This is a genomic window from candidate division KSB1 bacterium (genome assembly GCA_022566355.1).
Lineage (GTDB): Bacteria > Zhuqueibacterota > JdFR-76 > JdFR-76 > DREG01 > JADFJB01.
In genome coordinates, this window is record JADFJB010000033.1 from 23,327 (window position 1) to 37,020 (window position 13,694).

The window sequence follows — 13,694 nt, forward strand, 5'->3', positions numbered from 1 at the left end:
CAGGGTTGTTAAAAATAAAAATTGAAACTTCTAAAAATCAACCAACTGTCTTTTCGACGAAGCGAAGCGAGGAGAAATCTTGTTCTCCCTAAGTATGGATTAAAAGATTTCTCGTCGTAAACTCCTCGAAATGACAACATTATAGGTATTTTTCAGAAGTTTCTAATCGTCTGTTTATTCATTTAGTGCAGGGATACAGCGCCGATAAACCGGAAATCATATGGAGGTTAAATGCACAATTCAGTTCATTTTAAGGTCGTATTGCTCTTTTTAATTACTTTAATCAAAATGGCTAGCTGCCTGCAACCCACTTATGCCCAATTTAAAGTGGAACCCAAACCTAATCCTTTCGCAATTGATAAGAAGAAAACCAAATATTATTCGCCTTTACGCTATAATAGGGTAGAGGGATTATTCCCCGCGCTTGGATTAAAAATAAAAAACAATGTCGACAGTCCTTTAACTTTTTTTGGAGATTTCGGATATGGTTTAAAGAGTAAGGAAGTTGGCTTTAACCTGGGGTTAGAATTTAAATCACCTTCATGGCAAATATTTAAGATTGGCGGGAAATATTTTGAAGACACATTTACCCAAGACGATTGGATTATTTCCAGGCTTGAGAACACTCTGGCTGCACTTTTTATACGAGGAGATTTTAGAGATTTTTACAAGGTAAAAGGATTTTCAATCTGGACGTCAAAAGATTTTCAAGAAGATGTACATTTCAGGCTGTCGTTTTGGTCTGGTGAGTATGAGGAAATGGTAAAGAATACAAAATGGAGTCTTTTTGGTGGTGATAAAAAATTTCGCAATAATCCGGCAATCACGGCAGGAACTGAAAATAAGCTCAGGTTTGAATGGATAATCGACAAATTGGATAATCCTATGTTTCCAATGGAGGGCTGGTATTTGGAAGGAGCGTTTGAAAAAGGTGGTGATTTTTTGGGCGGTGATTTTGATCAGAGTGGAATATTTGTTTCAGGCAAAGTATTGAAACCGACGATACTAAACCAAAGACTTGTTTTGAGTGGAAGATATGGATATCGTGCTGATTCTAGGGCGCCGCAACACTTAATGGATTTAGGCGGAATTAGTACATTACGAGGGTACAACTACAAAGAATTTCAGAATGGCAATGTATTGACTTTGGGCGCTATCCAATATTATTTCAATGGAGATATTTTACAAAAACTGCCTTTCCAGTTTATCCCCCTTTACAGCAGCCTTGGATTGGTACTATTTATGGAAGTTGGGGCGTTGTGGAACTCCAATGGAAATAGTTTCCTGAGCTCAAATGTTTCCGACAGCCCGGATTGGAAATCGGATGCAGGTTTTTCACTGAATGTAATCGGTGATTTTTTTCGAGTTGATTTTGCCAAAAGATTGGATCGTAGCAAAGACACCTGGGCGATAACCGTTAGATTACTTCCCAAAATTTAATAAAAGGGAAAATATTGTGACTTAAATAAGATTCATCATAATAATGGATACTTCGACAAAATCTTGTATTGATCGCAATCCAAGTTCAATATTATTAATCTTGAGGTAACAAATGCAAAATTATCAGCCTTCGACTCCGCTCAGGCTGCTGGGATTGAGCTATGGTGAGCGGAGTCGAACCATGAATTCACTTTTGTCTGACTCACATTATTTTTTCAGGAATAGTACTAAAAGAATTCTGCCAGTATTGTGTGGATTGCTTTTTCAATGCTATGTTTGCCATGCCCAGGAGAGTGTCCCGGATTCTGTCCAAATTGGAAAAATTAATGTTATCGGGAACAATAAAACCAAAGATCATATTGTCACCAGAGAATTGGAATTTAGAACGGATGATTGGGTTTCAACGGATGACCTTAACCAAGCGCGTTTGAGAATCGTTAATCTCAATCTATTTAATAATGTTGAGTTTTATTTTGATCAAAATGGCGATTTGTATGATTTAAACATCATTGTATACGAACGATGGTACATTATTCCAATTCCCATATTTTTCCGAAATGATCGGGATTGGGACAGACTCTCGTATGGTTTAGGAGTATCCCATGCTAATTTTCGAGGGCGCAACGAACGGCTTTGGTTATCAGGATGGCTAGGTTATAATCCAAGTTTTAGCTTAAGTTATTATAATCCATGGATTACCACCAAACGACGTATATATTCTCAACTCAGCGCATTTTCCCAGAGAATAAAAACCAAATCTTTTCTATTTGTTGGAGAAGATGAAAAACATCATGGGATTTCGTTTGTTCTGGGTCGCCGCTATGGTTTGCATTGGTATGTGAATACATTATTTGGTTTCAATTTGATTCGAACAACGAATCGTGAAATGTTGTGGAGGCCAACACACCAAAACGATAAAGTTGGTTCCTGGCAAATTTCGATTCGACATGATACCAGGGATTTGTGGGAATATCCCAAAAATGGCGCTCATCGTAGATTCTCATTCACACATCATCGCCTGTTAAACGGAGGATTGAGTTACAATTTGTTATTTCTTGATTTACGCCAGTACAAAAGTATAAAAGGTGTTGTTCTCGCCGGCAGGTTTTCTACAACCGTTACACAAAACCGTTTGCCTTCCTACCGCCAACTTTATTTTGGTTATTCTAGACGGATAAGGGGCTATTTCAATGAAATTATTGAGGGTGAAAGGTCAATGATTGCCTCTGCTGAGTTGCGAATTCCTTTAATTCGAGAACGATTTATACCCCTTTCCCCGGATGCCTGGTATTATTCGTTTATTCAATTCATGAAATTCGGAGTTTATTTGACATTGTTTCACGACACAGGGGCTATTTGGGACCAAAAGGAAAAACTGGGGCATCAGCACTTTCTAAGCGGTTCAGGGATAGGGCTGAATATTCTTTTGCCATATTCGTCGGTGCTTAGGATCGAACGCGCTTACAATGAAGACGGTATAGGGGAAACCATATTTGATGCACAAATTGCCTTTGATTGAGTGCGATTTATGGCGCATTTAGAGAGTTTTATTGTATCCCCCAACCAGGTGAATAACAATCAATTGCTCATCTCCGGCAAGGAATACCATCATCTTTCTAAAGTCAAGCGAAAACGAAAAGGGGATCGTATTTCAGTTACGGATGGCGCCGGCAATTTTTATTTTGTGAAAATTCAAAAAATTCATTCCAACGAAGCTGTTTGTGAAATCCTAAAAACAGTTCGGAAAGTGGGTGAGCCGGTAATTTCAATCCATGTTATCCAGGGATTGTTGAAATGCCAGCGCATGGATTGGCTGATAGAAAAAGGAACTGAATTGGGTGTATCCCACTTTTACCCTGTGATGACTGAATTTTGTGAAGCCCAGACATCAGATGTAAAATTGAAACGCTGGCAGCGTATTTCCCGGTCTGCTGTAAAGCAATGCGGCCGCTCTGTCTTTCCGGAAATTCACCCAATGCAAAAACTCGAAAATCTATGGGAAGAACTACCTAAGCCTGTTTGGTTTGCCCATCCAAAGGAAGAAATAAAATTGTCAAATGCAATCGATATTAAGAAAAAAATAAAAAGTTCGAATGCGATTTCTCTACTAATCGGGCCTGAAGGCGGATTTAGTGAGCATGAATTAAATACATTTAAAGATAGAGGATTTATCCAGGTTTCACTTGGAAACCGTCGTTTGCGTGCGGAAACTGCTGCAATATCTATGGTTTTATTGGCTTTGCAGGAGTTTGGGGAAATTTAGTGAAGATGCATATAATTAAAAATTTAGTTGTATATAGTTGAGAAATTATTGTCCATAAGAAAAGAACTTTGACTAGAGTTAATTTATCTATTAAGTTTTAATTTTTTGAATGCAACCAAGATTCATTTGTAATGTAGTGAGGATAATAATTAAAAATTGTGGTGAAATGTTCATAAAAATAAGTAATAAAAAAGAACTGAATGAAACCGAAAATTTATCTTGAAACGACAGTAGTCAGTTACTATACAGCTCATATGAGCAGAGATTTAATTATTGCTGGTCATCAGCAAATTACAAGGGAATGGTGGGGCTTTCAATTAAATAAATTTGATCCTTATATTTCAGGAATTGTCCATAATGAGATTTCGAGAGGAGATGAAAATGCAGCTCAAAAGAGAGTTATGGTTGTAAAGGATTTTAATTATTTAGAAATGAATTCGGAAGTTTTAAAATTAGCCCAGGTATATTTTGATACTCTTGATTTACAAGATAAATCTCGATTAGATTCCTTACATTTAGCTCTAGCTGTTCAACATGGAATGGATTATTTAATAAGTTGGAATTTTGTACATATAGTTGGTGCTCGTCCTAGAAAAATAATAGACGAAATTAATTATCAAAAGGGTATAAAAAATCCGATTTTTTGTACCCCGGAAGAATTAATGGAAGAGGTCTAAAATGAAAGATAAGATCGTGGATGAAGTCAGAAAAATTCGAAAAGAAATTGAATCTGAAAATAACGATAATTGGGATCAATTGTTGACCTATTTTGAGGAGAGACAGAAACGTCACAAAAATAAATTATATAAAGGAGCTCCTAAATCTCTTCCCAAAAGGGATGTTGCATAGGATTTTATTTTTTTCATTGAACAATTTTGATTTTCCTAAGAACCAAGTTGGTAGCAAGTGCCGGTAAAGAAATAAAGGAAATCAACCCACTGAATTAGGATTGAAAATATGTGGAATATGAATGAAGTAAAGAGGATCGAGTATAAAAGCAATTATGTGTACTTTGTCGAATTTGATGATGGTTCGAACGGAGATGTGGATTTTTCAGAATATATTGGTAAAGGTCCCGTATTCGAACCATTTAGGGAACAGGAGTTTTTTCAAAGAGCGACAATCGAAGGTGGTACGATTTCATGGCCAAATGGAGTTGACATTGCGCCTGAGACATTGTATGAAAAGTTAATTGCACTCAACCGCTAGAGGCTAGAGGTTGGAGACTAGCTGTAAGACGGGAAACGGAGAAAACCACGGAGGCACAAAGACGTGAAAAGGCACAAAGCGGAAAGTAAAAATAAACATTAATGTGATAAAACCTCTCAGGTTTTCGAAACCTGAGAGGTTTAGTGTTTGATTAATTCATCACATAACAAATGACACAGTATTAGACTAAATAGTATGCAATTATTTTAACTTACAAAACATTACCATTTATTAACTAAAACAACCATAAATAGATATAAATAAATAGAAGAGAATATAAGTTTATCGCTTTAAAAAACTGATATCTTTAGAATTTTGAGCTTAAAAATTATTACTTCTAATCCGTTTACGAATTGTTACTTGTTTCATAAACGATTAAATACCGTCGTAAAATCTTCCCTTGCTTTCCCTTACATTTTATAGATTTACACCTCTAATTATTTTATCTTAAGACCCATATATTATTTTAATTTAAGTTTCGATAAATAAAGTGTCATTTGTTAAAACTTAAACACCAATTTTTTAAGGTGATAGTAAAATTAAGAGGACATATTATGGAAATTGCAAAATCCTATATTACTGATGAGGAGGGTTCCATCAAAAGTGTGGTTATTGACTTCAAAACATTTAAAAGACTAGAAAACATTTTACTTGATCAGGGGCTTGCCAAGGCAATGAACGAAGTAGAAAGTGACAACGAACATTCAATTGATGACGCTAAGCTCTTGGTAAAAGAATAATGAAAGTGCCAGTCTATAAAAAAGCGTGATAATTAAACGAATGGAAGATTCAATGGATCCTAAAGAAATAATTCACCTATTGAAAATATTTAAAGAAGAAAATAAGAATAAATATCATATAAAAAAAATTGGAATTTTTGGATCAGTTGCTAAAGATAGAATGAATGAGAAAAGTGATATTGATATTGTTGTAAATTTGACAAAACAGGACTTGTTTGAATTAATCGGTATTAAGCAGGATTTAGAGGAAAGACTAAAATGTCCAATCGATATTGTTAGTTATAGGAAAACAATGAATTCATTCCTTAAAAAACGAATCGATGAGGAAGCAGTTTATGTATGATAAAGAACTTGCTAAAGAAATACTAAATCAAATTTATCATGCAACAGAGCTTATTTTGCAACGGTTTGAGTCAATTCATAATGTTACTGATTTTACAAATAGCACAGCTGGAATGGAAAAACTAGATTCTATTTGTATGCAGCTTATAGTAATTGGTGAGGGATTAAAAAATTTTGATAAAGTTACTGAAAACTCTATTTTGTCAAAATATCGCCAAATCGAATGGAAGAAAGCAAAAGGATTAAGGGATATTATTACTCATCACTATATTGACATCAATGCTGAAGCTATTTATGACATATGTAAACATAAAATAGATAAATTAGCAGAAACCGTTAATAAAATATTAGAAGATATTGAATGATTAATTTATAGAATCATGTATAATTAAGATATTCAATTGACTTAATTGCTTTGATTTAAATTTGGCCAAATCAGTCGGTTCGCACTTTTTTAAGATATATCTTAAAATCTTTGATGAGTTTAACTTCTTCCCATTGATCTAATTGTTACTTGTTTCACAAAAAATTAATACTTTCGCTAAACCTTCACAAGCTTTCCACTATAATTTTCTAGATTTATCCCCTTATTTATTTTATCTTTTGTTCTTAAATTTTAATTTAATTCAATGTAAACAATAAATGGTTCGATAAAATAATAATGAACTCAACCCAAAAAATACTGCAAGAAATCTTATCCAAACGAATCTTGGTTCTCGATGGTGCAATGGGAACCATGATCCAGAGCTATCAATTGCAGGAAGAGGATTTTAGAGGTGATCAATTTGCGGACCATCTTTATGACTTGAAAGGAAATAATGACATCCTTTCCATAACCAAGCCACAAATCATTGTAGAAATTCATAGGTCATTTTTAGAAGCAGGATCGGATATCATTGAAACCAATACCTTCAATGCAACCCCAATATCTCAATTGGATTATCATACTGAATCTGCAGTTTACGAGATAAACCTTGCATCTGCAAAGATTGCCCGGCAAGTTGCTGCAGAATTTACAGAGAATCAACCGGAAAAACCCAGGTTCGTGGCAGGTGCGCTTGGTCCGACCAATAAAACCTTGTCTCTTTCGCCTGATGTCAATGATCCCGGTTATCGAAACATTTCTTTTTCTGAAATGGCTTCTGCTTACGGTGAGCAAATCATCGGACTTGTCGAGGGTGGGGTAGACATCCTTTTAGTGGAAACCATATTTGATACTTTGAATGCAAAAGCAGCGCTCTATGCCATTTCGGAGTATTTTGAATCCAGTGGAAATAGCATTCCAGTGATGATTTCCGGAACGATAATAGATGCCAGCGGCAGAACACTCTCCGGTCAAACAACTGAAGCATTCTATATCTCAGTATCGCATATGCAAAATCTACTCAGCGTGGGGTTGAACTGTTCACTCGGCTCGCCCCAAATGAGGCCGTTTATCGAAGAAATGGCCAGGATAGCATCCTACCATGTTAGCCTTTATCCGAATGCCGGTCTACCCAATGAATTTGGCGGTTATGATGAGACACCGGAGTTTATGGCAGCACAAATTGATGAGTATGCCAAAAGCGGTTTCCTAAACATTGTGGGTGGTTGTTGTGGAACAACCCCGGATCATATTCGGGCAATTGCCGAAGTCGTTCAAGGATATCCTCCCAGGAAAATTCCACAAAGCAAACCCTATCTCAGGTTGAGTGGACTCGAGGCTCTCGTCGTACGTCCGGATACCAATTTTGTCAATGTGGGTGAACGCACTAATGTAGCGGGTTCAAGAAGATTCGCAAAATTAATAATAGGGCAAGATTATGAAAAGGCGCTGTCTGTCGCCAGGCAGCAAGTAGAAAGTGGCGCTCAAATTTTGGACGTCAATATGGACGAAGGTATGTTGGATTCCGAGCAGGTCATGACTACTTTCCTTTACCTGGTTGCTACAGAGCCTGATATTTGTAAAATTCCCATTATGATTGATTCATCCAAATGGTCGGTAATCGAAGCAGGCCTCCGTTGTCTGCAAGGAAAGTGTGTAGTGAATTCCATCAGCTTAAAAGGCGGCGAAGAGGAATTTAAAGCACAAGCTCGCAGCATTTTGAGGTACGGTGCGGCAGTTATTGTAATGGCTTTTGACGAACAAGGCCAGGCAGATAACTTTGAGCGCAAGATTGAGATCTGTCGACGAACTTATGACATATTAACGAAAGAGATTGGATTTAAACCGAAGGACATTATTTTTGATCCCAATATACTCACTGTTGCAACAGGCATGCAAGAACATAATAATTATGCAGTAGATTACATTAACGCAACAAGATGGATTAAAGAACAATTGCCATTAGCGCATGTAAGTGGCGGTGTGAGTAACATTTCTTTTTCATTCAGAAGTAATGAGCAAGTACGAAGGGCAATGCACTCTGCATTTCTATTTCATGCAATAGAAGCAGGTATGGATATGGGCATCGTAAATGCCGGCCAGCTCGATGTCTACGAAGATATCGACAAAGATTTACTCGAAAGAGTAGAAGATGTATTACTGAATCGACGCACGGATGCGACTGAGAGATTAGTGGAATTTGCAGAAACTATCGGAAGAAATGGTAAAGTTAAGGTAAAGACTGATGAATGGCGCAAATTAAGTGTGGAAGAGCGCTTAAAACACGCGCTTGTAAAAGGGATAGTCGACCACATTATTGAAGATACCGAAGAAGCCAGGCAACAATATCCGGAGCCTTTAAAGGTGATTGAAGGACCCTTGATGGATGGCATGAATATCGTTGGCGATTTGTTCGGATCGGGAAAGATGTTCTTACCACAAGTGGTAAAAAGCGCCCGTGTCATGAAGAAAGCTGTTTCTCATTTAGTCCCATATATTGATGCGGAAAAAGCCAAGGCCAAAGTTGTACGATCTAAAGCCAAAATCTTACTTGCCACCGTCAAAGGAGACGTTCACGATATCGGCAAAAAGATTGTTGGCGTTGTGCTTGCATGCAATAATTATGAAGTTATTGATCTTGGAGTAATGGTGCCGGCTGATAAAATACTGAATAAAGCGATAGAAAATGACGTGGATATTATTGGCCTGAGTGGATTGATTACTCCATCTCTGGATGAGATGCAGCACGTTGCTGCTGAAATGGAGCGTTTGAATTTTACCAAACCCTTGCTGATCGGCGGCGCTACAACTTCTCGAATTCATACAGCCGTCAAAATTGCTGAAAATTATTCCGGACCGACAGTACACGTTTTGGATGCCTCCCGGAGTGTGCCGGTGGTTTCGAAATTAACAACTCCGGATAATAAAGAAGGCTTTGTAAAAGAGATTGAAGAGGAATACAAAGGTGTTAGGGAAGAGCATTATCGAAGACAATCTAAAAAGCAATTCCTCTCATTCCAGCAAGCACAAAAGAATAAATTCCAAATCAATTGGAAAGACACCAATATTACCACGCCGAATAAATTAGGAATAACCGTATTCAAAAATTATCCTTTAAATGAAATAAGACCCTATATTGATTGGAAACCATTTTTTATTACCTGGGAATTAAAAGGGAATTATCCGGATATCTTCGAAGATCCGAAGGTAGGGGAGGAAGCTAAGATATTATTTGATGAGGCGAATTCCATGTTAGATAATATCATCCAGGATAAGTTACTAACGGCAAATGGAGTCATTGGATTATTTCCGGCAAATTCCGTAGTAGATGATATTGAAGTTTACAAGGATGAGGCAAGGACAGAAAATTTAGCAAAGTTCCATACCCTTCGGCAACAAACGCTTAAATCGGCTGGCAATCCGAACCGGGCTTTAGCAGATTACGTTGCTCCAAAAGGAACAGTGGATGATTACATAGGTGGATTTGCAGCGAGTGTTGGTTTTGGTGTTGATGAGATGGTTAAACAATTTGAGAAAGAATATGATGATTATAATGCCATCATGGTGAAAGCGCTTGCCGATCGTTTTGCTGAAGCTTTTGCGGAGCTTTTGCATGAGAAAGTCCGTAATGAAATTTGGACGTACGCACCCGTCGAAAAATTTACGAATAAAGAGCTTATCAGGGAAAAGTACCAGGGGATCCGTCCCGCACCCGGTTATCCGGCCTGTCCTGATCATACTGAGAAACTTACTTTATTTGAATTGTTAGAAGTCGAAAAACATACCGGTATCCAACTAACAGAGAATTTAGCTATGCTTCCGGCGGCATCCGTTTGTGGTATTTATTTTTCGCACCCCGATGCCAATTATTTTAGTGTCGGAAAGTTACTGAAGGATCAAATAGAAGATTATGCCGCGCGAAAAGGAATGGCTGTTGAAGAAGTTGAAAGATGGCTATCTCCCGCATTGGGCTATTGAAAAGATAAACTTCATAACGCAGCTCAAGGCTACAAAAAATATACTTGAACTAATCTAATCTAGATGTTCATTTTTAGACAGGATAAACAGGATTATCAGGATAAAAATCCAGTATATCTTGTTAATCCTGTCAAAAAAGAAAAAACAGCTATTAAAAGTTTGTTCAAAAAACAAAGTTTTTGGCTATAATAGCATAAGTTCCATATACACCAAATCTTAACAAATACAACATTATTTCGATTTATTAGTTTGCTTTTTTAAGAAGATCAGTTTTGAACTTCACAAGAAAAGATAAATGAGGAGGTGAAATGCAAAAGATTAGTGCATTTTTTATCTGCGTTTTTGTATTAGTGTCAGTTAGTATTTTTGCAGCCGAAGATCGACCTCGGATCCGTGATGCAGGCATTAAAATTGGCATACTGCAGGTGGGAAAATGGAATGCCATCACGGATGTAGCGGGGGTAAAAGTTGGCCATAAAACAGTGTGGAAAGGGGACGGTATTCGCACTGGAGTGACTGTTATTTTACCTCACGATGGGAATTTGTTTCGTGAGAAAGTCCCTGCTGCAATTCATGTCGGAAATGGATTTGGCAAACTGTTGGGTGTCATTCAAGTGAGAGAGCTGGGTGAGATAGAAAGTCCCATCGCACTAACCAATACGTTAAATGTATTTCAAGTCGCAGATGCTTTAGTGGATTATACCTTAAATCTTCCAGGCAATGAAAATGTTCGATCCTTCAACCCGGTAGTGGGTGAGACCAATGATGGCAGGTTAAACAATATCCGCATCAGGCCGGTCGCCAGGGAAGATGTCTTTGAAGCAATCGAAGCAGCAAAAGACGGCCCGGTAGAGGAAGGGAATGTCGGAGCCGGAACCGGGACAGTTTGTTTTGGATTCAAAGGCGGCATCGGTACTTCTTCCAGGGTAATTCCGGAGCAAAGAGGTGGTTATACTGTTGGTGTACTCGTTCAAACAAACTTTGGCGGGATTTTACGGATCAACGGTGTCCCGGTCGGTCAAAGGCTGAATCAATTTTATATGCAAGGTGAAAGACAAGAAAACGGCTCTTGTGCGATTGTAGTTGCCACAGACGCTCCCTTAACTTCGAGAAATTTACAGAGATTGGCCAAACGCGCATTGTTGGGAATTGCCCGAACCGGTGGATTTATGAGCAATGGCAGTGGAGACTATGTGATTGCTTTTAGTACTTATCGTGAAAATCGAAATGAAATTGATAAAAGAGAATTCGTCAAAAAATTTGATAAACTGAATAATAACCGCATGAGCCCTTTATTCCTTGCCGTTGTGGAAGCAACCGAAGAAGCGATTTATAATTCGCTTTTTAAAGCAGAGACTTTAACCGGTATTAATGGCAGAACCGTCGAAGCATTGCCGTTGGATAAAGTGATCCCATGGCTCAAGGAGGAATGAATGATTAAGCTAGTTCGTCTCCTTTTTTCCAAAAAACGAACAAGATTCTTCAAGAATGACAAACCCCAATCTTCGCGCAAATTGTCACTTTTTGTCATTCAGAATGAATCTATTCGAATATAAGTAAGATCTTGCAAAATTATATATGATCTCGTCATTCATGGCTTTCGCCATTGTCTGTAAACAAAAGAATTCATACTTTAACCAGTTCTAATATTTAAAAAGGTTTTTGCGAGATAAAAGATCAAAATGACTAAAATAAAATTTGGACAAATAGGCGTTGGGAATTGGGGCAAGAATTTATTACGGAACTTTGACAACCATCCGGACACAAATTTAATAGCAGTATCAGATGTTTCTAAGGAAATATTAGCGGCTGTTGGACGACAATATCCCTCCGTTCAATTGTTGGAAAATGCCCAAAACCTGATTCAACACCCAGAGACTGAAGCCGTGATTATTGCAACGGAACCGGTCACTCATTACAAATTTGCACTTGAGGCGCTTAAAGCAGGCAAACATGTATTCGTTGAAAAACCGATGACCCTTGTCCCAAAAGAAAGTGAATCTCTGGTTGAACTTGCAAAAAAGAATAATCGAATCCTGATGGTGGGGCATATTTTGGAATATCATCCAGCATACCGGAAGGCAAAGGAATTAATGGATTCCGGCGAGCTTGGGGCTGTTCATTACATGTATTCTACCCGGGTTAACCTTGGAATTATTCGAAAAGACGAAAATGCTCTTTGGAGTTTAGCACCGCATGATATTTCAATCGCACTGATGTTTATGCAGAATCTTCCTATTCAGGTAGCCTGCACCGGCCAATCTTTTTTGCAACCTGGAATAGAGGATGTGGTTTTTCTTACTATGCATTTTTCCCATCAACGAATGGCTCATGTTCATTGTAGTTGGTTGGATCCACACAAAGTACGTAAATTGACTGTCGTTGGATCGAAAAAAATGGTTGTTGTGGATGACATGGAAGCGAATGAGAAGGTTCGTATTTATGACAAGGGTGTGGAAAAGAAACCCAAATATGCCAACTACTCTGAAATGCTAACATTACGGAACGGTGATATCCAAATTCCCCGTTTGGAAATGAAGGAGCCGCTTCGTTTGGAATGCGACCAATTTATTAAAAGTATCCGATCAGGGAAAAACCCACCCAGCGATGGAAAAGATGGTCACATGGTTGTAAAAATATTAGCGGCTGCAGACAAATCTTTGAAAAATGGTGGGAAACCAATAAAAATATCTTGAGAAAGTCGAATTCAAATGGATCAAAAAATTAGCAAATCTGCTAAGATAGGCAGCAACGTTCAACTCGGTTCTTATTCTGTTATTCATGATGAAGTAATCATTGGTGATGATTGTGTAATCGGATCTCATGTGGTCATTCATGCCGGTTCCAAAATCGGCAGTGGAGTTCGTATTGATGACCAAACCGTCATTGGCAAGCAGCCGATGCGAGCTAAACGCAGTATTTTCAAAACCGAACAGAAATTAGCGCCACCGGAAATTGGCGATTCATGTTTGATTGGCACCGGAGTTGTTCTTTATGCCGGGTGTGATTTAGCAGCCAATATCCTTATTGCCGATTCTGCCGTGGTTCGCGAAAATGTGACGGTTGGTGAATTTACCATCGTTGGCCGCGGCGTAACGATTGAGAATTTAACCAAAATCGGCAAGAAGTGCAAATTGGAAACCGGTTGTTACATAACGGCTTATTCGGAAATTGAGGATTACTGCTTCATTGCGCCTAATGTGACCACATCCAACGATAATTTTCTAGGCCGCACGGAAGAGAGATTTAAGCATTTCAAAGGAGTTACGGTTCGAAGGGGTGGTAGAATCGGAGCTGGCGCAGTTATTCTACCAGGCATCGAGATCGGTGCCGATGCAGTAGTAGCAGCTGGCTCTGT

The 13,694-nt window shown here is 38.1% G+C and carries 13 protein-coding genes; all 13 read left to right on the plus strand.

Annotated elements, in window-relative coordinates:
• Positions 1-231: 231 nt before the first annotated feature.
• Positions 232-1,440 carry a BamA/TamA family outer membrane protein gene (locus IIC38_07855; protein ID MCH8125859.1) on the plus strand — a complete coding sequence of 403 codons (1,209 nt, stop codon included), beginning with the start codon at positions 232-234 and terminating at the stop codon, positions 1,438-1,440.
• Positions 1,441-1,552: 112 nt separating this feature from the next.
• Positions 1,553-2,959, plus strand: a complete 1,407-nt coding sequence (locus IIC38_07860; GenBank protein MCH8125860.1) for a BamA/TamA family outer membrane protein — start codon at positions 1,553-1,555, stop codon at positions 2,957-2,959.
• A gap of 9 nt (positions 2,960-2,968) precedes the next feature.
• Positions 2,969-3,703, plus strand: coding sequence for a 16S rRNA (uracil(1498)-N(3))-methyltransferase (locus IIC38_07865; protein ID MCH8125861.1), 735 nt, complete (start codon positions 2,969-2,971; stop codon positions 3,701-3,703).
• Positions 3,704-3,903: 200 nt separating this feature from the next.
• Positions 3,904-4,380, plus strand: a complete 477-nt coding sequence (locus IIC38_07870) for a type II toxin-antitoxin system VapC family toxin (protein MCH8125862.1) — start codon at positions 3,904-3,906, stop codon at positions 4,378-4,380.
• A 1-nt stretch (position 4,381) separates the two neighbouring features.
• Entirely contained in the window at positions 4,382-4,552 is a 171-nt protein-coding gene (locus IIC38_07875) for a hypothetical protein (protein ID MCH8125863.1), read from the plus strand.
• Positions 4,553-4,660: 108 nt separating this feature from the next.
• A complete protein-coding gene (locus tag IIC38_07880; protein MCH8125864.1) occupies positions 4,661-4,912 on the plus strand; it encodes a DUF2442 domain-containing protein in 252 nt (83 codons plus the stop codon).
• 554 nt (positions 4,913-5,466) lie between these two features.
• Positions 5,467-5,652, plus strand: coding sequence for an antitoxin (locus IIC38_07885; GenBank protein ID MCH8125865.1), 186 nt, complete (start codon positions 5,467-5,469; stop codon positions 5,650-5,652).
• 52 nt (positions 5,653-5,704) lie between these two features.
• The gene (locus IIC38_07890; protein ID MCH8125866.1) at positions 5,705-5,995 is read left to right on the plus strand and encodes a nucleotidyltransferase domain-containing protein; all 291 of its coding nucleotides are present in this window, start codon (positions 5,705-5,707) and stop codon (positions 5,993-5,995) included.
• Positions 5,988-6,359: a DUF86 domain-containing protein gene (locus IIC38_07895; GenBank protein MCH8125867.1), complete on the plus strand. Its 372-nt coding sequence runs from the start codon at positions 5,988-5,990 to the stop codon at positions 6,357-6,359. Before IIC38_07890 ends, IIC38_07895 begins: the two co-directional genes overlap by 8 nt.
• Before the next feature lie 296 nt (positions 6,360-6,655).
• Positions 6,656-10,336: a methionine synthase gene (metH, locus tag IIC38_07900; GenBank protein ID MCH8125868.1), complete on the plus strand. Its 3,681-nt coding sequence runs from the start codon at positions 6,656-6,658 to the stop codon at positions 10,334-10,336.
• Positions 10,337-10,644: 308 nt separating this feature from the next.
• Positions 10,645-11,769 carry a P1 family peptidase gene (locus IIC38_07905; protein ID MCH8125869.1) on the plus strand — a complete coding sequence of 375 codons (1,125 nt, stop codon included), beginning with the start codon at positions 10,645-10,647 and terminating at the stop codon, positions 11,767-11,769.
• A gap of 249 nt (positions 11,770-12,018) precedes the next feature.
• Positions 12,019-13,032 (plus strand): Gfo/Idh/MocA family oxidoreductase, encoded by a 1,014-nt coding sequence (locus tag IIC38_07910; protein MCH8125870.1) that lies wholly within the window; start codon positions 12,019-12,021, stop codon positions 13,030-13,032.
• Between the two features lie 15 nt (positions 13,033-13,047).
• Positions 13,048-13,694, plus strand: a 647-nt coding sequence (locus IIC38_07915; protein MCH8125871.1) for an N-acetyltransferase, incomplete at its 3' end; no start/stop codon positions are given.

Bases quoted from the DNA above. Each gene is read 5' to 3' on its own strand.
- IIC38_07855 (MCH8125859.1), top strand. From the start codon at position 232: ATGCACAATTCAGTTCATTTTAAGGTCGTATTGCTCTTTTTAATTACT.
- IIC38_07905 (MCH8125869.1), top strand. From the start codon at position 10,645: ATGCAAAAGATTAGTGCATTTTTTATCTGCGTTTTTGTATTAGTGTCA.
- IIC38_07870 (MCH8125862.1), top strand. From the start codon at position 3,904: ATGAAACCGAAAATTTATCTTGAAACGACAGTAGTCAGTTACTATACA.
- IIC38_07895 (MCH8125867.1), top strand. From the start codon at position 5,988: ATGTATGATAAAGAACTTGCTAAAGAAATACTAAATCAAATTTATCAT.
- IIC38_07880 (MCH8125864.1), top strand. From the start codon at position 4,661: ATGTGGAATATGAATGAAGTAAAGAGGATCGAGTATAAAAGCAATTAT.
- IIC38_07890 (MCH8125866.1), top strand. From the start codon at position 5,705: ATGGATCCTAAAGAAATAATTCACCTATTGAAAATATTTAAAGAAGAA.
- metH (MCH8125868.1), top strand. From the start codon at position 6,656: ATGAACTCAACCCAAAAAATACTGCAAGAAATCTTATCCAAACGAATC.
- IIC38_07875 (MCH8125863.1), top strand. From the start codon at position 4,382: ATGAAAGATAAGATCGTGGATGAAGTCAGAAAAATTCGAAAAGAAATT.
- IIC38_07860 (MCH8125860.1), top strand. From the start codon at position 1,553: ATGCAAAATTATCAGCCTTCGACTCCGCTCAGGCTGCTGGGATTGAGC.
- IIC38_07865 (MCH8125861.1), top strand. From the start codon at position 2,969: ATGGCGCATTTAGAGAGTTTTATTGTATCCCCCAACCAGGTGAATAAC.
- IIC38_07885 (MCH8125865.1), top strand. From the start codon at position 5,467: ATGGAAATTGCAAAATCCTATATTACTGATGAGGAGGGTTCCATCAAA.
- IIC38_07910 (MCH8125870.1), top strand. From the start codon at position 12,019: ATGACTAAAATAAAATTTGGACAAATAGGCGTTGGGAATTGGGGCAAG.